25 protein-coding genes are annotated in these 25,326 nt (G+C 66.9%); all 25 read left to right on the top strand.

Features of this window, described 5'->3' with window-relative positions:
- Positions 1 to 15: 15 nt before the first annotated feature.
- A complete protein-coding gene (locus tag BMX99_RS02965; RefSeq protein ID WP_093447030.1) occupies positions 16 to 924 on the top strand; it encodes a DMT family transporter in 909 nt (302 codons plus the stop codon).
- A 25-nt stretch (positions 925 to 949) separates the two neighbouring features.
- Positions 950 to 1,582, top strand: coding sequence for an inner membrane-spanning protein YciB (locus BMX99_RS02960; protein WP_093448409.1), 633 nt, complete (start codon positions 950 to 952; stop codon positions 1,580 to 1,582).
- Entirely contained in the window at positions 1,579 to 2,445 is an 867-nt protein-coding gene (locus BMX99_RS02955; protein WP_093447027.1) for a carbon-nitrogen hydrolase family protein, read from the top strand. The genes BMX99_RS02960 and BMX99_RS02955 overlap by 4 nt, the downstream gene beginning before the upstream one ends.
- A gap of 87 nt (positions 2,446 to 2,532) precedes the next feature.
- Complete coding sequence (locus tag BMX99_RS02950) at positions 2,533 to 3,906, top strand: sensor histidine kinase (RefSeq protein WP_093448407.1); 1,374 nt, start codon at positions 2,533 to 2,535, stop codon at positions 3,904 to 3,906.
- Positions 3,907 to 3,911: 5 nt separating this feature from the next.
- Positions 3,912 to 4,901 carry an NADH-quinone oxidoreductase subunit B family protein gene (locus tag BMX99_RS02945; protein WP_093448405.1) on the top strand — a complete coding sequence of 330 codons (990 nt, stop codon included), beginning with the start codon at positions 3,912 to 3,914 and terminating at the stop codon, positions 4,899 to 4,901.
- Positions 4,898 to 6,328: a nickel-dependent hydrogenase large subunit gene (locus BMX99_RS02940; RefSeq protein ID WP_093447024.1), complete on the top strand. Its 1,431-nt coding sequence runs from the start codon at positions 4,898 to 4,900 to the stop codon at positions 6,326 to 6,328. Before BMX99_RS02945 ends, BMX99_RS02940 begins: the two co-directional genes overlap by 4 nt.
- Before the next feature lie 132 nt (positions 6,329 to 6,460).
- On the top strand, positions 6,461 to 8,716 hold the full coding sequence (gene hypF / locus BMX99_RS02935) for a carbamoyltransferase HypF (protein ID WP_093447021.1): 2,256 nt from the start codon (positions 6,461 to 6,463) through the stop codon (positions 8,714 to 8,716).
- A 219-nt stretch (positions 8,717 to 8,935) separates the two neighbouring features.
- On the top strand, positions 8,936 to 10,030 hold the full coding sequence (locus BMX99_RS02930; protein WP_093447018.1) for a hydrogenase small subunit: 1,095 nt from the start codon (positions 8,936 to 8,938) through the stop codon (positions 10,028 to 10,030).
- Between the two features lie 3 nt (positions 10,031 to 10,033).
- Positions 10,034 to 11,827, top strand: coding sequence for a nickel-dependent hydrogenase large subunit (locus BMX99_RS02925; protein ID WP_093447015.1), 1,794 nt, complete (start codon positions 10,034 to 10,036; stop codon positions 11,825 to 11,827).
- 20 nt (positions 11,828 to 11,847) lie between these two features.
- Positions 11,848 to 12,051: a hypothetical protein gene (locus tag BMX99_RS02920; protein WP_093447011.1), complete on the top strand. Its 204-nt coding sequence runs from the start codon at positions 11,848 to 11,850 to the stop codon at positions 12,049 to 12,051.
- Positions 12,048 to 12,788 (top strand): Ni/Fe-hydrogenase, b-type cytochrome subunit, encoded by a 741-nt coding sequence (gene cybH, locus BMX99_RS02915; RefSeq protein WP_093447008.1) that lies wholly within the window; start codon positions 12,048 to 12,050, stop codon positions 12,786 to 12,788. Before BMX99_RS02920 ends, cybH begins: the two co-directional genes overlap by 4 nt.
- A gap of 344 nt (positions 12,789 to 13,132) precedes the next feature.
- Positions 13,133 to 13,741, top strand: a complete 609-nt coding sequence (locus tag BMX99_RS02910; RefSeq protein WP_093447005.1) for a HyaD/HybD family hydrogenase maturation endopeptidase — start codon at positions 13,133 to 13,135, stop codon at positions 13,739 to 13,741.
- Between the two features lie 4 nt (positions 13,742 to 13,745).
- On the top strand, positions 13,746 to 14,066 hold the full coding sequence (locus BMX99_RS02905; RefSeq protein WP_093447002.1) for a HypC/HybG/HupF family hydrogenase formation chaperone: 321 nt from the start codon (positions 13,746 to 13,748) through the stop codon (positions 14,064 to 14,066).
- A gap of 4 nt (positions 14,067 to 14,070) precedes the next feature.
- On the top strand, positions 14,071 to 14,454 hold the full coding sequence (locus BMX99_RS02900; RefSeq protein WP_093446999.1) for a thioredoxin domain-containing protein: 384 nt from the start codon (positions 14,071 to 14,073) through the stop codon (positions 14,452 to 14,454).
- A 74-nt stretch (positions 14,455 to 14,528) separates the two neighbouring features.
- The gene (locus BMX99_RS02895; protein ID WP_093446995.1) at positions 14,529 to 15,344 is read left to right on the top strand and encodes a hydrogenase expression/formation protein; all 816 of its coding nucleotides are present in this window, start codon (positions 14,529 to 14,531) and stop codon (positions 15,342 to 15,344) included.
- The gene (hybE, locus tag BMX99_RS02890) at positions 15,341 to 16,174 is read left to right on the top strand and encodes a [NiFe]-hydrogenase assembly chaperone HybE (protein ID WP_093446992.1); all 834 of its coding nucleotides are present in this window, start codon (positions 15,341 to 15,343) and stop codon (positions 16,172 to 16,174) included. The genes BMX99_RS02895 and hybE overlap by 4 nt, the downstream gene beginning before the upstream one ends.
- Positions 16,171 to 17,151 carry a hypothetical protein gene (locus BMX99_RS02885; RefSeq protein ID WP_093446989.1) on the top strand — a complete coding sequence of 327 codons (981 nt, stop codon included), beginning with the start codon at positions 16,171 to 16,173 and terminating at the stop codon, positions 17,149 to 17,151. The genes hybE and BMX99_RS02885 overlap by 4 nt, the downstream gene beginning before the upstream one ends.
- A complete protein-coding gene (gene hypA / locus BMX99_RS02880) occupies positions 17,144 to 17,485 on the top strand; it encodes a hydrogenase maturation nickel metallochaperone HypA (protein WP_093446986.1) in 342 nt (113 codons plus the stop codon). Before BMX99_RS02885 ends, hypA begins: the two co-directional genes overlap by 8 nt.
- On the top strand, positions 17,485 to 18,393 hold the full coding sequence (hypB, locus tag BMX99_RS02875; RefSeq protein WP_170848795.1) for a hydrogenase nickel incorporation protein HypB: 909 nt from the start codon (positions 17,485 to 17,487) through the stop codon (positions 18,391 to 18,393). Before hypA ends, hypB begins: the two co-directional genes overlap by 1 nt.
- Positions 18,393 to 19,865 (top strand): sigma-54-dependent transcriptional regulator, encoded by a 1,473-nt coding sequence (locus BMX99_RS02870; protein ID WP_093446983.1) that lies wholly within the window; start codon positions 18,393 to 18,395, stop codon positions 19,863 to 19,865. Before hypB ends, BMX99_RS02870 begins: the two co-directional genes overlap by 1 nt.
- Positions 19,866 to 19,868: 3 nt before the next feature.
- Positions 19,869 to 20,195: a HypC/HybG/HupF family hydrogenase formation chaperone gene (locus BMX99_RS02865; RefSeq protein WP_093446980.1), complete on the top strand. Its 327-nt coding sequence runs from the start codon at positions 19,869 to 19,871 to the stop codon at positions 20,193 to 20,195.
- The gene (hypD, locus tag BMX99_RS02860; protein WP_093446977.1) at positions 20,192 to 21,340 is read left to right on the top strand and encodes a hydrogenase formation protein HypD; all 1,149 of its coding nucleotides are present in this window, start codon (positions 20,192 to 20,194) and stop codon (positions 21,338 to 21,340) included. The genes BMX99_RS02865 and hypD overlap by 4 nt, the downstream gene beginning before the upstream one ends.
- 26 nt (positions 21,341 to 21,366) lie before the next feature.
- A complete protein-coding gene (hypE, locus tag BMX99_RS02855; protein WP_093446975.1) occupies positions 21,367 to 22,413 on the top strand; it encodes a hydrogenase expression/formation protein HypE in 1,047 nt (348 codons plus the stop codon).
- A gap of 225 nt (positions 22,414 to 22,638) precedes the next feature.
- Positions 22,639 to 23,904: a DUF3422 family protein gene (locus BMX99_RS02850; RefSeq protein WP_093446971.1), complete on the top strand. Its 1,266-nt coding sequence runs from the start codon at positions 22,639 to 22,641 to the stop codon at positions 23,902 to 23,904.
- Positions 23,905 to 24,004: 100 nt separating this feature from the next.
- Positions 24,005 to 25,282, top strand: coding sequence for a phosphoribosylamine--glycine ligase (purD, locus tag BMX99_RS02845; protein WP_093446968.1), 1,278 nt, complete (start codon positions 24,005 to 24,007; stop codon positions 25,280 to 25,282).
- Positions 25,283 to 25,326: the final 44 nt, after the last annotated feature.

Here is a 25,326-nt window from a genome sequence, read left to right as displayed (position 1 = left end):
GACCGGACACCACTCATGAGCGACTGGGTTCTCGCCATCGAAGGCACCCCCGCAGGCCATCACGCCGCCCTGGCGCTGGCGCTTCTGGCAGCCTTCCTGCATGCGATCTTCGGATCACTCCAGAAGGGGCGCATTGATCCCTGGCTGTCGCGCGGGGCGATCGACGCCGCCCTCGTGGTGCTGGCCCTGCCGATCGCGCTCTTCCTCGTGCCGCTGCCCCGGGGCAGCGAATGGCTGCTGGTGCTGGGCGCGCTGCCCATCCATTTCACCTACAAGATCGGCATGGCCCTGGCCTTTTCGCGCGGGGCCTTCACCGTGGTCTACCCGGTGGTGCGCGGCATGGGGCCGGTCTTCACGGTCATCGGGGCCTGGATCGTCTTCAACGAGGTCTTCACCCCGATCCAATGGCTGGGCATCGCGGTGCTGCTCACGGGGATCTTCGGGCTTGCGGTCTACAACCTGCGCACCATCACGGTGGCGCGCGACACGTTGGTGCCGGCGCTCTGGCTGGCGGCGGGCACGGGCGCGCTGGTTGCGCTCTATACCACCTATGACGCCTTTGCGATCCGGGGCACGCCCGATCCCTTCACCTTCCTCGCCTGGTTCTTCGTGATCTGTTCGCTCGACATGCCGGTGATCGCGGCGCTGCGCTGGCGCAACATGCCCGCCACCTCCCGCCCGGACCCGCGCAAGCTGATCCGGCTGGGCTTTTTCGGTGCGGTGATCGCCTTCGGCTCCTTCGGGTCGGTGATGCTGGCCACGCGGCTCGACAAGGTGGGCGAGGCGGCGGTGCTGCGCGAAACCTCTACCGTTTTTGCCGCCGTGATCGGCTGGCTGGTGTTGCGTGAAACCGTCGGGCCGCGACGGATCGCGCTGATGACGCTTATTGCCCTCGGGGCGGTGATCGTGGAACTTGGCGGCTGAACATCTGCGGAACAACGGGGGCGAAATGTCCGAAAAGCGTAAAGTGAACCCATGGCTGAAGACCGGGCTCGAACTGGGTCCGATCGTGCTGTTCTTTGCAGCCTACCTCAAGCTGAAGGACCGGATCTTCACCATCGGCGGCACCGAGTACGAGGGCTTCATCCTTGTCACCGCCGCCTTCATCCCGCTGATCCTTTTCTCGACGGCCGTGCTGTGGAAGCTGACCGGCCATCTGTCGCGGATGCAGGTGATGACGGCCGTACTGGTCACCGTCTTCGGCGGGCTGTCCGTCTGGCTGAACGACGACCGGTTCTTCAAGATGAAGCCGACGCTGATCTACCTGATCTTCGGCGGCCTTCTGGGGGTCGGCCTGCTGCGCGGCGAAAGCTGGCTGCGCATGGTCATGGAAGAACTGATGCCCCTGGACCACGAGGGCTGGATGAAGCTGACCCGCCGGCTCTGCGCCTTCTTCCTGGGCCTTGCGGTCGCAAACGAAGTCATCTGGCGCACCCAAAGCACCGAGACCTGGGTCTATTTCAAGACCTTCGGCCTGACGGCGGCGCTGTTCATCTTCTTCATGGCGCAGGGGCGGATCTTCCGCGACCACGCCCTGCCTGATGACGACGCCGACGCAGATGGCAACGAGGCATCCAAATGATCACCCTGGCGGCAGCGGCCTATCCACTGGACTGGTTCGAGGATTGGGCCGGATATGCCGCCAAGATGGACGCCTGGGTGGCCCGTGCCGCCGACGCTGGCGCGCAGATCCTGCTGTTCCCCGAATATGGCGCGATGGAGCTGGCGTCCCTGTCGAACGTCGATCCCGCGGACCTGGGTGCCGCCACACGGGCGGTCGCGGATCACATGCCCCGCGCGGTGGCGCATCTGTCGGATCTGGCGCAGCGGCACGGGGTGCATGTCGTTGCGCCCTCGGGTCCGGTCATCGACGGCGACACGCTGGTCAACCGGGCGCATATGCTGTTCCCCGACGGCCGGATCCTGCACCAGGACAAGCAGATCATGACCCCATGGGAGGTCGCGCCCTGGGGTGTCTCGGGTCACGGGCCCTTGCAGATTTTCGACACCGAACACGGCCGTATCGGCATATTGATCTGTTATGATTGTGAATTTCCGCTTCTCGCCCGGCAATTGACCGATGCGGGCTGCGACGTGATCCTGATCCCTTCGGCCACGGAAACCCTGGGCGGATACTGGCGGGTGCGGATCGGGGCGATGGCCCGCGCGCTCGAGGGGCAATGCTATACCGCCATGGCCTCGATCATTGGGACCTACCCGATCGAGGCGGTGGACGTCAGCCATGGTGCGGGCGGCATCTATTGCCCGCCCGACATCGGCCTGCCGCAGGACGGGATCGTCTCTCAGGGCGCGTTGGACGACGCGGGCTGGACCATCGCGCAGATCGACCTGGATCACCTGGCACATATCCGGGCGCAGGGCGGCGTGCGCAACCGCGCCGACTGGCCGCTTCAGCTGGGCCGCGAGACGCGCGAAACGCCCTGACGCAACCCCCGAATCCACCCCGGCCTGGCTATCATTTGCAACGCGGGGCCAATCGGTTAGGCTGAGCTTTCACCGATGGATCCCGCCATGCCCCCGCAGCCGCCAGACAGCAGATCGACGCCTCCCCTGTCGCCCTCCGCGACGGCCCCTGGCGCGCTTTCCGGCGCAGGCGACTTCACCGACGAGGCCTGGGTCAGCGTGCTGTCGGCGGTCGACCGCACCTATGCGGATCTGATCGCGCACCAGGAACAGCTGGAACGGCAGAACGAAGAGCTGCACGACATGCAGCGTTTCATCGTGTCGATCATGGAATCGGTGAACGAAATCATGGCCGTGGTCGACCGCGAAGGCCGCATGGAGGAAGTCAGCGCCTCTCTCGCCGGGCTGACGCGAGTCGACAAAACGGCGCTCGTGGGCCGGGCGGTGGCGGATCTTTTCGCGCCCGAGGGCGCGCAGCTTCTGGCCCAGGCCCTGCAGGATCTGCGCCTGTCGCGCAACGTCGCCCTGTTCGAGGCCGATCTGATCACCCCCGACGGCCCCGCCCCCTTCGAAATCGCGCTGTCCGCCCGGGTGAACGATCACAACCGGCTGATCGGCGCGGTTCTGGTCGGGCGGCCATTGGGCGAATTGCGTCAGGCCTATTCCGACCTCGCCCGCAGCCACCAGCAGTTGCAGGACGCGCAAAGCCAGCTGGTGCGCAATGAAAAGCTGGCCTCGCTTGGCCGGTTGTTGGCGGGCGTGGCGCATGAGCTGAACAACCCGATCAGCTTTGTCTACGCCAACGCCCATGCGCTTGAGAAATACCTGGGCCGGTTCGAGACCTATTTCGATCGTGTCCAGGCCGGGGCCGACCGGGCCGAACTGGTGCACCTGCGCGAAGAGCTGAAGCTGGAGCGCAACCTGAGAAACCTGCGCGAGGCGATCCAAGGCGCGCGCGACGGGGCGGAACGTGTGCGCGACATCGTCGCCGATCTGCGCCGCCTGTCTGCCGAGGGCAGCGGCACCCAGGCCAGTTTCGACCTGGTTGAAACCGCGCGCATCGCCGCCAATTGGGTGGAACGCGGGTCGAAAACCGGGATCACGCCGCAGATCACCGGTGTGCCGGCCCTGCTGGTCACAGGCACCCCGGGCCATATCCAGCAGATCGTGATGAACCTTGTGCAGAACGCCATGGACGCGGTGCGCGGTCTTGAGGACCCGCAGGTCCACCTGTCGATCACCCGCGAAGGTGACACTGCCGTTCTGGAGGTCCGCGACAGCGGCCCCGGCGTCGCCGACGAGAACCGCGATGCAATCTTTGACCCGTTCTTCACCACCAAGCCGGTCGGCCAGGGCACTGGCCTTGGCCTGTCGATCAGCCACAAGATCGCGGAAGAACACGGCGGGTCTTTGACCCTTGGCCCCGGGCCGGGGGGATGTTTCCGGCTGGAATTGCCCATTGGCGGAAAGGCGCGCCCATGAAGCGCATGAACATGCTCTGGCTGCAATCGGCGGGCTGCGGCGGCTGCACGATGTCGCTGCTTTGTGCCGAGGACCCGAATGTTTTCGACCTTCTGGCCGATGCGGGGATCGAGGTGCTGTGGCACCCCTCCGTCTCGGTCCAGACGGGGGACGAGGTGCGCCGCCTTCTGGCCGCCATCGAGGCGGGAGAACAGGTGCTGGACGTGCTTTGCGTCGAAGGATCCATCGTGACAGGCCCCAAGGGCACGGGGCGGTTTCACATGCTGGCGGGCACGGGCCGGTCGATGCTGGACTGGGTGCGGGCGCTGGCCCCGCTGGCGCGCGACGTGGTGGCCGTGGGCACCTGCGCGGCCTATGGCGGTGTGACGTCCGCCGGGGGGAACCCTGCCGGGGCCGTCGGCCTGGCCTATGACGGTAAGCTGCGCGGCGGGGCCCTGGCAGAAGGCTTCCGCGCCCGGTCCGGGCGGCCGGTGATCAACGTGGCGGGCTGCCCGACGCATCCCGACTGGGTCACCGAAACCCTGCTTCTGCTGGCCGAGGACAAGCTGGGCGAAGGCGATCTGGACGACCTGGGCCGCCCCCGGTTCTACGCCGATCACCTTGTCCACCACGCCTGTCCGAAAAACGAATTCTACGAATACAAGGCCAGCGCGCGGGAACTGTCAGAACTTGGCTGCATGATGGAACATCTGGGCTGTGTCGGCACCCAGGCCCATGGCGATTGCAACATCCGGCCCTGGAACGGCAGCGGGTCCTGCACCCGGGGGGGATACCCCTGCATCAACTGCACCGCGCCCGAGTTCGAGGAACCGCGCCATCCCTTTACCGAGACACCGACCATCGCGGGGATCCCCGTGGGCCTGCCCTCGGACATGCCAAAGGCCTGGTTCATGGCGCTGGCGTCGCTGTCCAAGGCCGCAACCCCCAAGCGGATCGAGGCCAACGCCCATTCCGACCGCATCCGGGTGCCGCCCGGCGGGGGGCGCAAGCCATGACGGACCGTCAGCTTCTGGTCGGCCCCTTCAACCGGGTCGAGGGCGATCTGGAAATCCGCCTTGATATCCGCGACGGCCAGGTCGCGGCGGCCTATGCCAATTCACCCCTGTTCCGCGGGTTCGAGATGATGTTGCTGGGCAAGGACCCGCGCGACGCGCTGACCCTGACGCCACGGATCTGCGGGATATGCTCGGTCAGCCAGTCGGCGGCGGCCGCGCTGGCGCTCGGGGCGGCGGGGGGCCATGCGATGGCGCCTCAGGGGGCGCTGGCGGCGGCGATCCTGCATGGGGTGGAAAACCTGGCCGACCATGTGACCCATTTCAACCTGTTCTTCATGCCGGATTTCGCCCGCCCTGCCTATGCGGGCCGGGCCTGGCACGATCGGGCGGTGGCGCGATTCACCGCGATGGAAGGGTCGGCGGCACGGGTGACGGCCGAGGCGCGGGCGCGGTTGATGCATATCTCGGGGCTTCTGGGGGGCAAGTGGCCGCATACTCTGGCCATCCAGCCCGGAGGCGTCACCAAGACCCCCGATGCGCGCGACCGGGTGCGGATCCTGGCCACGCTGCGCGCTTTCCGCCGCTACCTGGAAGAGGCGCTGTTTGACGCCCCGGTCGAGGCTTTCGCCGCGCTGGAAACCGTCGATCAGCTGGACGCCTGGGAGGGCGGCGATGCGGCGCTGTTCTTCCGCATCGCCCGCGACCTGGGGCTGGAAAAGATCGGTCAGGGGCCGCGCCGCTACATGTCCTTCGGGGCCTATCCCCTGCCCGATGGTCCCGGCTTTTCCCGCGGGCTCTGGCAGAACGGCGCGACGGGGCCGGTCGATCCCGCGCTGATCGTCGAGGATCTGAGCCACGCCTGGATGCTGGGCGACACCGCGCATCCCACGCAGGGCGCGACCGTGCCGGACGAGGACATGCGCGATCCGGCCTATTCCTGGTGCAAGGCCCCCCGCCTGGGCGGCGCGGTGGTCGAGGTCGGGGCCCTGGCGCGGCAGGTGGTCGACGGCCACCCGCTTGCCCTGGCGCTGGCGGCGGAAGGATCGGTGCGGGCGCGGATTGCCGGGCGGCTGCTGGAAATTGCGCGGACGCAGATCCTTCTGGAAGGTTGGGCCGCCGCGCTGGACCCCGAGGCGCGGTTCATGGATCCCGCCCCCACCCTGCGCGACGGACAGGGCGCGGGCCTGGTCGAGGCCGCGCGCGGATCGCTTGGTCATTGGCTGCGGGTCGAGAAGGGCAGGATCGCGGGCTATCAGATCATCGCGCCGACGACCTGGAATTTCAGCCCCCGCGATGCGGGCGGCACCCCCGGCCCGGTCGAGGCCGCCCTTGTCGGGGCCAAGGTCGGCGCGGGCGAGGAAACGCCCCTTTCGGTGCAGCATATCGTGCGGAGTTTCGATCCCTGCATGGTCTGCACGGTTCATTGACCGGTCTGGGCGGAAAGGGCGCGCAGGAGTGCGGCAAGCCGCACAGGGGGCTGTCTGCCCCCTTCCCCGTCCGGGCCTGTGGCCCAGACGGCGACCCCCGAGGGATATTTGTAAAAACCAAAGAGGCAGGGCGTGGCTAAGGGGCGGCTGATCCGGGTACGCGGCCAGGTTCAGGGGGTGGGGTTCCGCCCCTTTGTCTGGCAACTGGCGCAGCGGATGGGGCTGCGCGGCTGGGTGCTGAACGATGCCGAGGGCGTTTTGATTGCGGTGGCGGGTGGCGATCTGGGGGCGTTCGAGGTCGCTCTGGTCGCCGAGGCCCCGGCGCTGGCGCGGGTGGTCGCGGTAGAGGGGACGGAGTGGGAGCCTGAGGAGAGCGCGGAGTTTGAGATCCGCGCCTCGGGCCCCGCAGGGGCCGAGACCGGCGTTACGCCGGATGCGGCCACCTGCCCCGACTGCGCCGAGGAAATCCGCAGCGCCGGGCGGCGGCAGGGATATGCCTTTGCCAATTGCACCAATTGCGGGCCGAGGTTTTCGATCCTGAAGGCCCTGCCCTATGACCGGGCGCAGACGACCATGGCGGGGTTCACGCTTTGCCCTGAATGCGCCGGGGAATACGCCGATCCCGGCGACCGAAGGTTCCACGCCCAACCCATAGCCTGCCCCGCCTGCGGCCCGCGCCTGTGGTTCGAGGGGGAGCGCGGCGCGCAGGACGGTGACGCGGTCGCCCTTGCGGCAGAGGCCCTGCGCGCGGGGAAGGTTCTGGCAATCAAGGGCCTGGGCGGGTTTCATCTGTGTGTGGATGCCACGAATACCGGGGCGATTGACCTGCTGCGGGCGCGCAAGCACCGGCCCGGCAAGCCGCTGGCGCTGATGGCGGGGCTTGAGTTGGTGAAGCGCCATGCGCAGGTCACAGAGGCCGAGGAGCAGCGCCTGAGGGACCCCGCCGCGCCGATTGTCCTGCTGCGCAAGGGGGGCGCGGCGCTTCCCGAGGCGCTGGCCCCCGGGCAGGTGCAGCTGGGCTGGATGCTGCCCTATACGCCGCTGCACCATCTGTTGTGCGATGCGATGGACCGGCCCCTGGTGATGACCAGCGGCAATCTTTCGGGGCAGCCGCAGGTGATCGGCAACGCCGACGCGCGCGAGAAACTGGCGGGGTTTGTCGACGGCTTCCTGATGCACGACCGCGACATTGCGCGGCGGCTGGACGATTCGGTCGAGCGCGCGGATCCGCCCATGGTGCTGCGCCGCGCGCGGGGGCGGGTTCCGGGGACGCTGCCGTTGCCAAAAGGGCTGCCCGACGCGCAGGTGGTGGCCTATGGCGGGCAGATGAAATCCGCGATCTGCCTGGTGAAGGGCGGCCGCGCACTTTTGGGTCACCACCTGGGAGAGCTGGACGAGGCCCTGACCTGGGAGGCCTTTCAGCAGGCGGACCGGGACTATGCGGCTCTGTTCGACCACGCGCCGCAGGCGGTGGCGGTGGATCTGCATCCGGACTTCCGCGCCACGCGCCACGGGCGCGCGCGGGCCGAGGCCGAGGGGCTGAGGCTGATCGAGGTGCAGCATCACCACGCTCATATGGCCGCCGCCTTGGGTGAGGCCGGGTGGCACCCCGAAACGCCGGACGACAGGGCCGTCGGCGTGATCCTGGACGGGCTGGGCCTGGGGCCGGACGGCTCGATCTGGGGCGGAGAGGTCCTGCTGGGCGATTATCGCGCCGTCCGTCGGGTGGCGGCGCTGCGCCCTGCCCCGCTGATTGGCGGCGACCGGGCGCAGGCGGAACCCTGGCGCAATGCGCTGGTGCGGCTGGACCAGGCGGGGCTGGGCGATCTGGCCGGGCGATTGTTCCCGCAGGCCCCGCTTGCGCTGGCGCGGCAGGTGGCGGGCTCTGGCGTGAATGCCCCGGCATCCTCCAGCGCGGGGCGGCTGTTCGATGCGGTGGCGGGGTGCCTGGGGATCTGCCCCATGGGTCAGAGTTACGAGGGCGAGGCGGCGATGCGACTTGAGGCGCTGGCCGATCTGGCGGATCAGCCGATTGGTGCTGGGGGCTATGCGATGTCTATCGAAGGGGCCGAGATCGACCCCGCGCCGATGATCCGGGCTATGGCCGAGGACTTGGACATGGGCGTCGTCCCCGGTGTCATCGCGGCGCGTTTCCACGCCGGGCTGGCCGAAGCCTTCGCCACGGCGGCACGGGCGGCGGCGGATGAGGCCGGCACGCGGGTCATCGCGCTGTCGGGCGGGTGTTTCCAGAACGCGCGGCTGCTGCGGGAAATGACCCTGAGGCTGGACGGATATCAGCTGTGCCTGCCGCGCGAGGTGCCGGCCAATGACGGCGGGCTGGCCTTTGGGCAGGCGCTGGTGGCGCTGGCGCAGCTGGAAAGCCGCTGACCGGCGCCGCCCCGCGCCCGGACAAGAGGCTTCCGGATGCGGCTGCGAAATCCCCGTCAAAACCGCCCTGTATACCCCTGAATACAAACTGAAATTCGCCGGCCGCGCCCGGGCGTTCCTTTTCCCTCTGCATGCACCGGCATACGCGCGATCCTGTGCCGATCAGGACGGGACCGTTGCGCCTTTGGCCCGGTCCCCAGGGGAACGGAGGAGCCAGCCTTGAGCCAGATCGAGACCTTCTACGACGTCATGAGGCGGCAGGGGATCACCCGCCGCAGCTTCATGAAATATTGTTCGCTGACCGCCTCGGCGCTTGGCCTGGGCCCGGCCTTCGTGCCCAAGATCGCCCATGCGATGGAAACCAAGCCGCGCACGCCGGTGATCTGGGTGCACGGGCTGGAATGCACCTGCTGTTCGGAATCGTTCATCCGCTCGGCCCATCCGCTGGCCAAGGATGTGGTGCTGTCGATGATCAGCCTGGATTACGACGACACGCTGATGGCCGCCGCAGGTCACGCCGCCGAAGAGGCGATGCGCGACACCATCGAGAAATACAAGGGCAACTATATCCTTGCGGTCGAGGGCAACCCGCCCCTGAACGAAGACGGGATGTTCTGCATTTCGGGCGGCAAGCCCTTTGTCGAAAAACTGAAATATGCCGCCAAGGACGCCAAGGCGATCATCAGCTGGGGGGCCTGTGCCTCCTATGGCTGCGTACAGGCGGCGAAACCGAACCCGACCCGCGCCACGCCGGTGCACAAGGTCATCACCGACAAGCCGATCATCAAGGTGCCGGGCTGCCCGCCCATTGCCGAGGTCATGACCGGCGTCATCACCTATATGCTGACCTTCGACCGCCTGCCCGAGCTTGACCGCCAGGGCCGCCCGGCGATGTTCTATGGACAGCGCATCCACGACAAATGCTATCGCCGTCCGCATTTCGACGCCGGTCAGTTCGTCGAGGAATGGGACGACGAAAACGCGCGCAAGGGCTATTGCCTGTACAAGATGGGCTGCAAGGGTCCGACCACCTACAACGCCTGTTCGACGGTGCGCTGGAACGAAGGCACGTCCTTCCCGATCCAGTCGGGCCACGGCTGTATCGGCTGTTCCGAGGATGGCTTCTGGGATCAGGGGTCCTTCTACAACCGCGTCACCGATCTGACCCAGTTCGGGGTCGAGAAGAACGCAGATCAGGTCGGCCTGGCCGCCGCCGGCGTCGTGGGCACCGGTATCGCCGCCCATGCCGCCATTTCCGCCCTGAAATCCGCACAGAGAAAGACGCAGGACACCAGATCCCGCGAGGAGGCGTAACCCATGGTCATTCAAACCCCTAACGGCTTTGAGCTAGACAATTCCGGCAAGCGGATCGTCGTCGACCCGGTCACCCGGATCGAAGGCCACATGCGCTGCGAAGTGAACGTGGACGACCAGGGCGTCATCCGCAATGCGGTCTCGACCGGGACCATGTGGCGCGGGCTGGAAGTGATCCTGAAGGGCCGCGATCCGCGCGACGCCTGGGCCTTTACCGAACGGATCTGCGGCGTCTGCACCGGCACCCATGCGCTGACCTCGGTCCGGGCGGTGGAAGACGCGCTGGACATCAAGATCCCGGACAATGCCAATTCGATCCGGAACATCATGCAGCTGAACCTGGAAATCCACGACCACGTCGTGCATTTCTACCACCTGCATGCGCTGGACTGGGTGAACCCGGTCAACGCGCTGCGCGCCGATCCCAAGGCCACGTCGGAACTGCAGCAGGCCGTCAGCCCGTCGCATCCGCTGTCCAGCCCGGGCTATTTCCGCGACGTGCAGAACCGCCTGAAGAAGTTCGTGGAATCCGGTCAGCTGGGCCTGTTCAAGAACGGCTATTGGGACAACCCTGCCTATCTTCTCCCGCCCGAGGCGGACCTGATGGCCACGACCCATTACCTTGAGGCGCTGGACCTGCAGAAGGAAATCGTCAAGGTCCACACGATCTTTGGCGGCAAGAACCCGCATCCCAACTGGCTGGTCGGCGGCGTGCCCTGCCCGATCAACGTGCATTCCACCGGGGCTGTCGGCGCGATCAACATGGAACGCCTGAACCTGGTGTCCTCGATCATCGACAAGTGCGACGAATTCAACCGCAACGTCTATCTTCCCGACGTCAAGGCGATCGGCGGCTTCTACAAAAGCTGGCTCTATGGCGGCGGCCTGTCGTCGAAGGCCTGCCTGGCCTATGGCGACATCCCAGAAAACCCGAATGATTTCAGCCCCGAGCAGCTTCACCTGCCGCGCGGCGCGATCATCAACGGCAACCTCAACGAGGTGCATGACGTCGACATGCGCGACCCCGAACAGGTGCAGGAATTCGTCGACCACTCCTGGTACACCTATGGCGAGCCGGGCAAGGGCCTGCACCCCTGGGACGGCGTCACCGAGGCCAAGTTCGAACTGGGTCCCAATGCCAAGGGCACCAAGACCAACATCAAGGAACTGGACGAGGCGGCCAAGTATTCCTGGATCAAGGCCCCGCGCTGGCGCGGCCACGCGATGGAGGTCGGCCCCCTTGCCCGCTACGTGGTGGGCTATGCCAAGGGCCATGAGGACATCAAGAACCAGGTCGACGGCTTCCTGCGTGACATGAACCTGCCGATGGAGGCGATCTTCTCGACCCTGGGACGCACCGCCGCGCGGGCGCTGGAATCCGAATACTGCGGTCGTTTGCAGAAGCATTTCTTCGACAAGCTGGTGCAGAACATCAAGAACGGCGACGAAACCACGGCGAATATCGAAAAGTGGGATCCCTCGACCTGGCCGAAAGAGGCCAAAGGCGTCGGCGCGACCGAGGCTCCGCGCGGGGCGCTTGGCCATTGGATCAAGATCAAGGACGGCCGGATCGAGAACTACCAATGCGTGGTGCCGACCACCTGGAACGGATCGCCCCGCGACACCGCCGGCAATATCGGCGCGTTTGAGGCCAGCCTGATGAACACGCCCATGGAACGCCCGGAAGAACCGGTCGAGATCCTGCGCACGCTGCACAGTTTCGACCCCTGCCTGGCCTGTTCCACGCATGTCATGTCGCCCGAGGGCGAAGAGTTGACCGAAGTGAAGGTCCGCTGATCTCGATGGGAGGAGAGACCATGAAACAGACGGCACGTTACCTTTGCACCCTGACGGTGCTTCTGGGCTTCACCGGACCTGCCCTGGCGCATGGGGTTCATGCGCCGGTGTCGGACCATGGGATGGCGCATTTCGGGGCGGGGCTTGGGCTTGCTGCGCTTGCCCTTGCCGCGCTGATCGCCTGGCGGCAGGCCCGCCGGCACAGCGACGAGGTGCGGGAATGAGCGATTATTCATCGACACAGCTGACCGGCGACGCCACCGAGGCCGACCGCCGCACCATCACCCGCCGCACCAGCGTCTACGTCTACGAGGCCCCGGTGCGCCTGTGGCACTGGATCAATGCGGCGGCGATCCTGACCCTGATCGTGACGGGGTGGTTCATCGGATCGCCCCCGCCCTCGATGCAGATCGCCGAGGCCACGCATCAGTTCGTCTTTGGCTATATCCGGTTCGCGCATTTTGCCGCCGGGATGATCATGACCGTGGGCTTCTTCGGGCGCATCTACTGGGCCTTCGTGGGCAATTCCCACGCCCGGCAGATGTTCTACGTGCCGCTGCACCGCAAGTCCTGGTGGCGCGAGGTCTGGCATGAGATCAAATGGTACGCCTTTCTGGAGCGCACGCCCAAGAAATACGTCGGCCACAACCCTCTGGCACAGATCGCCATGTTCTTCTTCATGACGGTCGGCATGACCTTCATGATCGTGACCGGCATGGCGCTTTATGCGGAAGGGCTGGGGCATGGGTCGCTGCTGGATGCGATCTTCGGGCCGCTGCGCGACTGGATCGGCAATTCCATGGTGCTGCACACGCTGCATCACATCGGCATGTATTTCATCGTGATCTTCATGATGATCCACATCTATGCCGCGATCCGCGAAGACATCATGTCCCGTCAGTCGATGGTTTCGACCATGATCTCGGGCCACCGCACCTTCAAGGACGACGATCCGGAGTGATCGTTTCCGCGGATTGCGGGCATTTAGAACAGCGATCGGGCGGGCCTTCTGGTCCGCCCTTTTTCCTGCGCGGATGGAAGGGCGTTTGCTGCTTTGGTCGGGGCTGTGCAGGGTGGATTCGGGAGCTATGGTCATTTTGTAACCAGTTTAACAATAAGCCGGACACTCGATAACCACACAAAAGATGCACCGCCCCCACACAATTGACCATTTCCCACGCTAAAACAGCAACTTGCAAGAAATCCGCCAGAACCGCATGCGGGCCATCCACCGCCCCATTCAAAGCGATAAGTTTCCAGTCACCCGTCGGGAAGAGGAGCCCGATCAGGCAACAGGAGGACATCATGGGCCGCAACGCGCTTATCCTTGGCATCGGCAATGTGCTTTGGGCAGACGAAGGCTTTGGCGTGCGCTGCGTCGAACATCTGGCCGAAACGCTCTCCTACCCTGATACGGTGAAGATCCTCGATGGCGGAACACAGGGGCTGTATCTGCTGCCGTTCCTGGAAGAAGCCGAGGTCATGGTCGTCTTCGACGCCGTCGACTACGGGCTCGCGCCCGGCACCATGAAGATCGTCGAGGGCGAGGACGTCCCCGCCTTCATGGGGGCCAAGAAGATGTCGCTGCATCAGACCGGGTTCCAGGACGTGATCGCGACCGCCCAGCTGATGGGCTATTGCCCCGAAGAAATCATGCTGATCGGCGTGCAGCCGGTCGAGCTTGAGGATTTTGGCGGCGGGCTGCGGGACGCCACCGCCGCCCGCATTCCCGCCGCCGTGCAGATCGCCCGCGACTGGCTGGCCGCGCGTGGTATCCACGCCGCCGACGGCCGGACCGAGACGCCGGACCTGGCCGATGCCTCGCTGACCCGCGACCGCTATGAAGGCGAACGCCCGTCCGAGGATGTCGCCTGCCGCACCGGTGACGACCGGTTCTTCCCGGCCGGGGCCTGATCCGATGTGCGTCGGCGTCCCCATGCAGGTGCTCTCGGTCGACGGGATCGCCGCCCGCGCCAGCGATGGCCGCGAAGAGGCGCTGATCGACCTGTCGCTGACCGGGCCTGTGCCGCCGGGCACCTGGGTGCTGACCCATCTTGGCGCGGCGCGAGAGGTGATTTCAGCCCAGGACGCCGCGCTGATCGCCGCCGCGCTGGACGGGTTGCGCGACGTGATGGCGGGCGGCACCGGCGGCGATGCCTTTGACGATATCGACGCGCGGGGGCCGCAGCTTCCGCCGCATCTTCTGGCCGCTCAGGCCGCTGGCCGAACCGAAGGATAGGACCATGACCCACCCGCTAGTTGACCGTCTGACAACCGAATTCGGCTGGCCCCGGCTGGAAAACCAGGCCGACCTTGACGCCTTCACCCAAGCCCCCGGCACCCATGTGGTCTTTGTGCCCGGCGATGCAGCCCGCAACCTCGAGACGCCGGATGTGGCAGTGGTCCTGCCGGAACTGCACATGGCCTTCCAGCGCGCCTTTGACTGTGCGGTCTGCGGCGACAGCATCGAAACCGCCCTGCGCGAGGCCACGGGCGTGTTGAAGACCCCGTCGCTGATCTTCTTCCGCGACGGCGCGGCCCTGGGCGGCATCGCCCGGGTCCGCGACTGGGACGACTACATCGCGCGCATCCCGCGCTTTCTGGCCGCCCCCGAGGCCGCCGAATAACGCCACCTGCCGAACACAGACACCCGCCAGACAATGGCACCCGCCACACAATGGCACCCAAAGGGGAGAGGACAATGCAGAACTTCCACCTGCCGCCCACGGGCTACGGCCCCGGATCACAGGCCCCCGAAGAGGGCGAGGACCTGGAATACATGTCCATGCCGCAGGACATGCGCACCTATTCCCATCACCTGCCCGAGGTCGAAGGTGCGCCTCAGGCGGCGCTGGACCTGCTGACCTCGGTCGCGCAGGCCTGCGACCGGATCGCCACCGGCGGCCCGGCGGAAACCTTCGATCTGTCCGCCCTGCCGCCCGAGGCCCGCAAGGTCGTGGACGAAACCCTGGGCGAAGGCGAAGTCGCCATGAAGATCCGCGGCATCCCCGCCGTGCGGGTGCAGGAATCGGTCTTTGCCGGGGTCTGGTGCCTGTCCGGGGCCGGGGTGGACCGGGTCGAGGTCGCCCAGGTGCCGCAGGACGCCCTGTCGCGCGCCTTTGAACCCTATCGCCCCGCCACCTCGGATCCCGCAGGTGCCGGCGTCGTCAACGCCCCCGCCCTGCTGAACGAACTGACGGACAAATCCCGGGCCGGTCCCGCCCCGCTGCATGTGGTCAACCTGACCCTGCTGCCCCATACCGAGGAAGACCTGGCCTGGCTTTCGGCGCGTCTGGGCGAAGGGTCGGTCGACATCCTGTCGCGCGGCTATGGCAATTGCCGGATCACCGCCACCGCCCTGCCCCGTACCTGGCACGTGCAGTTCTACAATTCCACCGATCAGCTGATCCTCGACACCTACGAGGTCACCGAGATGCCCGAGGTCGCCCTGGCCGCGCGCGAAGATCTGACCGACAGCGGCGAACGGCTGCGCGAAGTGATCGAGGCGATCCGATGACCACCTTCGAAGGATCCTACCTGGGCGCGCTGGACAAGATCAGCCCGCAGGCCGTGATGGAATGCAAGGTCTGTTGGACCCCCTATGACCCGGCCGAAGGCGACGACAGCCGCCAGATCGACGCCGGCACGCCCTTCACCGCCCTGCCCGAGGATTGGTCCTGCCCGACCTGTTCCGCCCCTGCCGCGCAGTTCATGGTGCTGGAAGATCCCGGTGCCGAGGCGATGATCACCGCCCGCCGGATTGAAGAGATCACCGCCCGTCTGGTCGATGACTTCAACGAGGTCTGGCATTCCAAGATGCGCGACGTGCCCCTGGTGAACAAGGCGCTGCGGGTCGAGGCCGTGGGCTTCCGTCCGCATGACGGCATGATCCTGGGCGTGCTGATCGCGCCCTGGTTCATGAACCTGATCCTGCTGCCCGATGGCACGGAGTGGAGCTTGGAAACCGGGGCCAAAGAACACATCGACTTCCCCTCGGGGACCTATGAATTCATCCATAACACGCGGCCGCAGATCGGCGGCTACAAGGCCTGTTCGCTGTTCTCGCCCATGGGGGATTTCACCCGCCACAAGGACGCGGTCGAGGTCGCGCAGGCGGTGATGCAGGCGCTATTCCAGGAAGAGCATCGCGCCGAAACCGACCGCGCCGCCGACATCCGCGCCGCGCGGGAAGAGGCGCTGGCGGTCGAGGCCGAGGCGCAGGCCAAGAGCGAGGCCGGCACGCAAGGGCCGGAGGAGCAGCCGGTGCCCATCCTGACCGATAGCCCGACCCGCCGCGCAGTGCTAACCGCCGGGCTGGCCGGCGACCGTCGGGAAACCGCCGAATGACCCTCGCCGCCCCCCTTTCACCGCCGCTTGTCGCGCGCCGCAGCCCCGGCCTTCCGCTGGACCGGCTGGTGCTTGGCAAGCCGGTGACAGAGGTGGCGGCGCTTCTGCCCCGGCTGTTTTCCCTGTGCCGCGCGGCCCAGGCGGCGGCGGTGACGACCGCGCTTGGCCGGCCCGATCCGGCGCAGGCGCAGATTCAGAGGGCCGACATCGGGCGCGAGATCCTGCGCGATCATCTGCTGAAACTCTGCGTGGCCTGGCCCGGGCATCTTGGCCTGGGTGCGCGGGCGGTGCCGCCGATCGCGCCCCTTACCGATCCCAACAGCGATCCCCACCCTGCCCCTCAAGGTCTCCTCTCCCGCACGGGGGCGGCGGGGTCCGGCGTGGCCAAGGCGCTTTTCGGCCCGGCCGGAACCGCCCCGGCCACGCCCCAGGATTTCGACCATTTCTTGGCCTCGGACCAGGGCTGCGCGCCGGTCCTGCGCGGGATCGACCAATGTTTCGCCCCGGGCGAGGCCACGGCCCATGCCCTACCGGCGGCCGACGACCAAACCATCTGGGGCGCGGCGGCCATCGAGAATTCCACCGCTGCCCGCCATCTCGCCCATCCGGTGATGGCGCATCTTGCCGCCACCCGGGGGCGCGGGCCGCTGTGGCGGGCCGCCGCACGGCTGTTCGACGTGCAGATGGTGCTGGCCGGCGCCCTGCCCGCGCCCCGCGCGCTGGCCCCCGGTCAGGCCATGGTCCCCGCCACGCGGGGCGTCTATGCTGTCGCCATCGAAACCGAAGGCGACACAGTGACGGCCCTGACCCGCATCACCCCGACCGACAGCCTGCTGGCACCGGGCGGCGTGCTGGACCTGACGCTGGCCAGCCTGCCCTCCGACAAGGCCGGCCTTGGGCCCCTGCTGCTGGATATCCTTGATCCCTGTGCGCCGGTTCGCCTGGACCCCGCCGGAAAGGAGGCCTGCGATGCATGAAATGTCCCTATGCGAAGGCATCCGCCGTGTGGTCGATCAGGCCGCCGACCGCCCGGACGTGACCCGCGTCACCCGCGTGCGGCTGGAAATCGGCAAATTCGCGGGGGTCGAGAAAAACGCGCTCAGCTTCGCCTGGGAGGTCGTCATGCGCGGCTCCAAGGCCGAGGGCGCGGCGCTTGAGATGATCGACCTGCCGGGCCGTGCGCTTTGCTATGATTGCATGAAAGAGGTCGAGATCGCCGAGCGCCTGTCACCCTGCCCCGATTGCGGCGGCGGCAAGCTGTTGCCCCAGGGCGGCGATGAAATGCAGATCAAGGACATGGAGGTCGTCTGATGTGTACCGTTTGCGGATGCGGAGATGCGAAACTGGCTGGCGGACATGGGACTCACCATGGGCACCACTATGGCCATCGCCACGGGCATGATCATGGCCATGATCACGGGCATTCCCACGACGATCATCACCACCATACCCCCGGCGAGCTGGACCACGACCACCACGCCGATCACCCGCATGACATCCACTTTGGCCACGGCCCCGCCGGCACCGAGGTGCCCGGCATGTCGCAGGACCGATTGATCGAGATCGAGACCGGCATCCTGTCGCAGAACGACCGCTATGCGGCGGTGAACCGTCAGCGACTGGCGGATCAAGGGATCTATGCGGTGAACCTCGTGTCCTCGCCCGGGTCGGGCAAGACGACGCTGCTTTGTGCCACGATCCGCGCCATGGGGGATGCCCCCGTTGCAGTGATCGAAGGCGACCAGCAGACCACCAATGACGCCGACCGCATCCGCGAAACCGGCGCGCCGGCGGTGCAGGTGAACACCGGCAAGGGCTGCCACCTGGACGGGCATATGGTGGGCCATGCGCTGGATCACCTGACCCTCGGCGACGGGCTGACCCTGTTCATAGAAAACGTCGGCAACCTGGTCTGCCCCGCCGCCTTCGACCTGGGCGAGGACTGCAAGGTCGCGATCCTCTCGGTCACCGAAGGCGAGGACAAGCCATTGAAATACCCCGATATGTTCACCGCATCCAAGCTGGCGCTGCTGAACAAGGTCGACCTGGCCCCGCATTGCGACGTCGACCTGGACCTGTACGAGGAAAACCTGAAACGGGTCAATCCGGGGATCGAGGTCATTCGTGTTTCCGCCCGTACTGGCGAGGGGCTGAACCAGTGGATCGGCTGGTTGCGGTCACAAGCCCAGGCCAAACGCCAGGCAAAGGCGGCCGAGTGATGGTCGAAACCCTGCCCACCATCCTGGTCGTCGATGACGAACCGCATTCCGTCGCCGCCATGCGCATGGCGCTTGAGGACGACTTCAACGTGCTTCAGGCCGCCGACGCCGCCCAGGCCTGGCAGCTGATGGAGGACCATTGGGTTCAGGTCATCGTCTCGGATCAGCGGATGCCCGGCAAGACCGGGATCGAGCTGCTGACCGAGGTGCGCGACCGCTGGCCCGACACCGTGCGCATCATCGTCACCGGCTATACGGAAACCGGCGACATGATCCAGGCGATCAACGACGCGGGCATCTATCAGTTCATCACCAAGCCCTGGCATCCCGATCAGCTGGTGATGGCAGTGAAGAACGCCACGCGGCTGTTCGAACTGGCGCGCGACCACGAACGCATGACGCTTGAGATGAAGTACCTGGGCACCGCGGCCTCGGCCCGGACCGAGGAACGGCGGCGTCTGCTGCAGGCCGGGCTGGGCTTTGACAAGGTGCTGCGGGGGGCGAATTCCTCGCTTAACGCGACCATCGCCCAGGCACGCCATTTCGCCAGTTTCGACGTGCCGGTGCTGATCACGGGCGAACCGGGGACCGGCAAGACCGACCTGGCCCGCGCGATCCATTACGGGTCCCTGCGCGCCGACCGGCCGTTCTATGAACTCAACTGCGCCGGCCTGGGGGATGAAGCCCTGGCGGCGGAACTTTTCGGCGCGCGGCGCGGGTCCCTGCCCGGCGTCACCCAGTCGCGCACCGGGCTTTTGCAGAAGGCCGACCGGGGGACAATCTTTCTGAACGGCGTTGATGCACTGTCGCCGGTGATGCAGATGGCGCTGCTGCGGATCGTGACCGAAGGGGCGTTCCAGCCGCTTGGCGCGCATGAGGTGCTGACCACCACCGCCCGCATTGTCGCCGGGTCGCATTGCGACCTGCGCGACCGCGTGGCCGAGGGGCGGTTCCGCACCGATCTGTATTACGCGCTGCAGGTGACCGAACTGACCATGCCGCCGCTGCGCAACCGCGGAACCGACGTGGCCCTGCTGGCCGAGGCCTTCCTGCGCGAGGCCGCCACCGAACACGGCAAGGTGGCGCGCGGCATTGCGCCCGACGCCATCGTCTTCCTGGAAGCCTACGACTGGCCCGGCAACCTGCCCGAGCTGCGCAATGAAATCACCCGGATGCTGATCCTGGCGCAGGACGTGACCCTTGGGGCCGACCTGATTTCGCGCCACATCCTGCAGGCGCGCGACCCGCAGGGCGAAGGCCACGGGACCATGCCGGATTTCACCCAGCTGGACGGCACGCTGAAGGACCGGGTCGAGATCATGGAGATGCGCATTCTGGGCGAAACCCTGACCCGACTGAAGTGGAACAAATCCCGCGCGGCGGCCGAACTGGGCCTGTCCCGCGTCGGTCTGCGCGCAAAACTCGACCGCTATGGGATCGAACCCCACGCGTCGATCGCCGAGGAGGATTAAGCAATGTGTCTGGGCATTCCCGGCCAGATCGTGGCTATTACGGATGAGGCAAGGCTGATGGGCATGGCCGAGGTCTCTGGCGTGCGGCGCGAGGTCTCTCTGGCCTGTGTCGCCGATCGCCCCCTTGCCGATCTGGTTGGCGAATGGGTGCTGATCCACGTGGGTTTCGCCATGGCGGTGATCGACGCGGACGAGGCCGCGGAAACGCTCGAGGCGCTGCGCGGGTTGGGCGAAGCGCAGGAGACGCTGGAGGCCATGGCCGAGGGGGACCGCGCCCTTGCGGGTGACCGTGACATCCAAGCCGACAAGGCGCTGGAGGGAAGCCAATGAAATACGTCGAGGAATTCCGAGACCCTAAGGCCGCCAAGGCCCTGCTGGCCGCCATCGCCCGCGTGACCGACCAGATCGGCGCGACCAGGGATCACCCCGTCCGGATCATGGAGATCTGCGGCGGCCACACCCACGCGATCTTCCGCTACGGCCTTGATAAACTGGTGCACGAGGGGATCGAATTCATCCACGGCCCCGGCTGTCCGGTCTGCGTGCTGCCCATGGCCCGCGTCGATGAATGTATCGAGATCGCGGAACGGCCCGAGGTGATCTTTACCACCTTCGGCGATGCGATGCGGGTGCCGGGGGCGAAGGGATCGCTGCTTCAGGCGAAATCGCGCGGCGCGGATGTGCGCACGGTCTATTCGCCTCTGGACGCGCTGGAACTCGCCCGCCGCAATCCGGATCGTGAGGTCGTGTTCTTTGGGCTGGGGTTTGAGACCACGACGCCTTCGACCGCGCTGTCGATCCAGCAGGCCGCGCGCGAGGGGCTGACCAACTTTACCGTCTTCTGCAACCACATCACCGTGCCGCCGCCGCTGAAGGCGCTGCTGGACGATCCGATGATGCAGCTGGACGGCTTTGTGGGCCCCGGCCATGTGTCCATGGTAATCGGTGTGCATCCTTATGATTTCATTGCGGACGACTACGGCAAGCCGCTGGTGGTGGCGGGGTTCGAGCCGCTGGATCTGCTGCAATCGGTGCTGATGGTGCTGGAACAGATCCGCGATGGCCGCGCCGAGATCGAAAACCAATATGCCCGCGTTGTGCCGGAGCATGGCAACCCGGTGTCTCTGGCCGCGATTGCGGATGTCTATGAACCGCGCCCCAGTTTCGAATGGCGGGGGCTGGGGGAAATCGACGCCTCTGGCTTGCGGATCCGGGACAGGTACCTGGTCTATGACGCGGAAACCAAGTTCGGCATCGGCTATGCCGCCGCCGGGGGTCGCACCCCCGTTGCCGAACCCGAGGGCTGTTCTTGTGGCGCGGTGATGACGGGCCGGATGAAGCCCACGGCCTGCGCCCAGTTCGGGCGCGGCTGCACGCCCGACACGCCGCTTGGCGCGCTGATGGTCAGCTCCGAAGGGGCCTGCGCGGCCTATTGGACCTATGGCGGCGCGCGGCTGATGGAACCGGCGGAATAAGCGCCAGCAAAGATACGAGGCCCGATATGAACGCCCCCAGCCCCAAACCTTCCCGACTGCGCGACAGCCATGTGACCCTGGCCCATGGCGGCGGCGGGCGCGCCATGCGCGACCTGATCGAAGAGGTCTTCACGGATGTCTTCCTGCCGCCCGGATCCGAGGATCAGGCGCGGCTGATGACCGGCGCGCTGCAAGAGCCCGGTGCGCAGCTGGCCTTTACCACCGACAGTTTCGTCGTGACCCCGCTGGAGTTTCCCGGCGGCGATATCGGCAAGCTGGCGGTCTGCGGCACGGTCAACGATCTGGCCGTGGGCGGTGCGGTGCCGCTGTGGCTCTCGGCCAGTTTCATCATCGAGGAAGGCACCGAAATCGCCCTGCTGCGCCGCATCGTGGCGTCCATGGCGACCGAGGCCGCGAAGGCGGGCGTGCGGATCGTCACAGGTGACACCAAGGTCGTCGGGCGCGGGTCCTGTGATCAGGTGTTTATCACCACGGCGGGCGTGGGCGTCATCGCGCCGGGCTGCGACATCCGGGCCGAGCATATCCGCCCCGGTGACGTCGCCATCGTCAACGGCGTGCTAGGGGACCATGGTGCCACGATCCTGGCCGCGCGGGGCGACCTGGCCCTGTCGACGCCGCTGCAATCGGATTGCCAGCCGCTGAACCACCTGATGCAGGCGGTGCTGGCGGCCGCACCCGATACCCGCGCCGCACGGGATGCGACGCGGGGCGGTCTGGCCTCGGCCTTGAATGAAATGGCCGAAGCGGCGGGCGTGACGGTCGAGATCGAGGAGACCGCCCTGCCCCTGCGCGCCGAGGTGAAGGGCATGTGCGAGATCCTCGGGCTGGATCCGCTGTATCTGGCGAACGAGGGCACGCTGGTCGTCTTTGTGCCCGAAGATCAGGCCGAGGCCGCCCTGACCGCCATGCGCGGGACCGAGGCCGGGCGCGGTGCCGTCGTGATCGGGCGGGCCGGCCCCAAGGGCAGCGTGCCGGCGGTGATGCGCACCGCCTTCGGCGGCCAGAGGATCGTCGACATGCTGGTCGGGGAACAGCTTCCCCGGATCTGCTGACCGGGCAAATCCGGCATACTTTTGCATGCATTTCCGGAGGCTTAGCCGGAACCCCCTTGCTGGCTTGATTGGCGCGCGCGGGGCTGCGGCATCCTGTCCCAAGGCCCCGCCACAGGGCGATTTCGCCCGCGCCTTCGGCTATCTTGACGCAACGACAGCCTGCGCCGGGACCGCCCGCCCCGACGCACAAAACCGACACACCCAACCCGAAACCCGGACCTGACGATGACCGACACGCCCCGCACCGCCGATCACCCGCACCGCGCCGCCACCGTGGACGAATTGCACGCGCGGCCCTTCCCCTCGATCGAGGCCCCGACCCATGCCTGGTTCGTCGCCCTGCGCCCCGAACGGCGGATCGAACGCGACCGGGCGGCGGAACGGGCGCAGCTGGACCGGCTGATTCAGGGAGCCTGCCAGACCCCGCCCGAAGAGGACGCGACCCATTGGTCGGGCCGGCTTGGGCCGCTGAACCTGAAATGGGAAAGCCACACGGAATTCGTCACGATCCTGATCTGGGGCCCCGAGGAAAGCGATGTCACCGCCCTGGCGCAACGCGTGCTGGCCGACGGCCCGGGGCTGCGCATGGCCTCGGCCCGGTTCCGCATCCGCCGGATCGAGGACGACGCCGAGGCGCTGGCGATCATCCGGTCCGATCATGCGCCCGACAGCCTGGCCGCGTCGCGCGTGCTGGACAATTCCGCCGTGATCGCCGGGGATTTCCGCCCCGCCCCCGATGGCGACATGCGGTTTTCCGTGCTGGTGCGCCCCGATGTGGGCCCCGGGCGTGTCGGGCGGATCGTGCAACGGCTGCTCGAGATCGAGACCTATCGCGCCATGGCCATGCTGGGGCTGGTGCGCGCCCGCGAAATGGGTCCGGCGTTAAGCGATCTGGGCACACGACTGGCCCAAGAGGTCGCGACGCTTGGCACCTCGGACGGGGCAGCCGAGGTGTCGCTGCAGGCGCTGCTGGACATCTCGGCCAGGCTGGAACAACTGGCGACGCGGGCCACGTTTCGCATGTCGGCAACCGCGGCCTATGAGAGGATCGTGACGATCCGCATCGACGCGCTGAACGAGACCCGGTTCGAGGGGCGCCAGACCTTTGGCGAATTCATGATGCGCCGTTTTGACCCGGCCATGCGCACGGTCGAGGCCACGGGCCACCGGCTGACCCGGCTGACCGACCGCGCCCGCCGCGCCGGAGAGCTGCTGCGCACCAGGGTCGAGGTCGAGCTGTCGCGCCAGAACCGCGAACTGCTGGTCAGCATGGACCGCCGCTCGGACGAGGCGCTGCGGCTGCAGCACACGGTCGAAGGGCTCTCGGTCGTGGCGATTTCCTACTACGCGACCTCGCTGGCGCTATACGTGGCGGCCCCCTTCGGCAAGGAAATCGGGCTGAGCAAGACCTGGATGGCGGCGGGGATCACGCCGCTGGTGGTCCTGGCCACCTGGGCCGCGCTGCGGGCCGTGCGCAAGCGGCTGCACTAGGGTCCTGGGGCGAGGGTTTGCGCGCTGCGGCCCCTTGCCCGTTGCCTTTGCGGCCCGGCCTGCCTAGAACCCCGCAAAAGCATCCCCGGGGGACCTGTCCATGAACATCCTGATCCTTGGCGGCGGCGGCCGCGAACATGCGCTGGCCTGGGCCACGCTGCAAAATCCCAAGTGCGACAAGCTGATCGTGGCCCCGGGCAATGCCGGTATCGCCAAGATCGCGGAATGTGCGGATCTGAACATCCTGGACGGCGGTGTCGTCGCCCAGTTCTGCGAAGAAAACGCGATCGATTTCATTATCGTCGGGCCCGAAGCTCCTCTGGCCGCCGGGGTGGCGGATGACCTGCGAAATGCTGGTTTTCTGGTATTCGGCCCGTCGAAAGAAGCTGCGCGGCTTGAGGCCTCGAAGGGGTTCACCAAGGAAATCTGCGACGCCGCCGGGGCACCGACCGCCGGATACGCCCGTTTCACCGAAGCCGGGCCCGCCAAGGATTACATCCGCGCCGAGGGCGCGCCGATCGTCGTCAAGGCCGACGGTCTGGCCGCCGGCAAGGGCGTGATCGTCGCTATGGACGAAGAAACCGCCCTCGCCGCGATCGACGACATGTTCGGCGGTGAATTCGGATCCGCCGGGGCCGAAGTGGTGATCGAGGAATTCATGGAGGGCGAAGAGGCGTCCTTCTTCGTGCTGTGCGACGGGGTCAACGCCCTGCCCGTGGGCACCGCCCAGGACCACAAGCGCGCCTTTGACGGCGACGAAGGCCCCAACACCGGCGGCATGGGGGCTTATTCCCCCGCGCCGGTCCTGTCGGACGAGATCCAGGCCCAGGTGATGGACCAGATCGTCTATCCGACCCTGCGCGAGATGGAGAAGCGCGGCACCCCCTATGCCGGGGTTCTTTATGTCGGGCTGATGATCAAGGACGGCCAGGCGCGGCTGGTGGAATACAACTGCCGCTTTGGCGACCCGGAATGCCAGGTGCTGATGCTGCGGCTTGGGGCCCAGGCGCTGGACCTGCTGATCGCCGCCGCCGAGGGCACGCTGGACAAGGCGCGGGCGAATTGGGCGGATGACCATGCGATGACCGTGGTGCTGGCCGCCAAGGGCTATCCCGGGGCCTACGACAAGGGCACGGTGATCCGCGGTCTGGACGCGCTGGAGGAGAGCTCATCCCAGGTGTGTTTCCACGCCGGCACGACCCAGGGTCAGGGCGAAGCAAAGGGCCAGGTTCTGGCCACCGGCGGAAGGGTGCTGAACGTCACCGCCCGCGGGGCCACCCTGCAGGAGGCCCGCGACCGCGCCTATGCCATGGCGCAGGCGATCGACTGGCCCGAGGGGTTCTATCGATCCGACATCGGCTGGCGGATGCTGGGGTAAGGTGAAGGGGTCCGGTTCGGGCCCCTTTTTCTTTGTCTGGTTTG

It is taken from the genome of Pseudooceanicola nitratireducens, assembly GCF_900109195.1.
GTDB classification, from domain to species: Bacteria; Pseudomonadota; Alphaproteobacteria; order Rhodobacterales; family Rhodobacteraceae; genus Pseudooceanicola; species Pseudooceanicola nitratireducens.
This window is presented reverse-complemented; position numbering and strand designations above follow the sequence as displayed.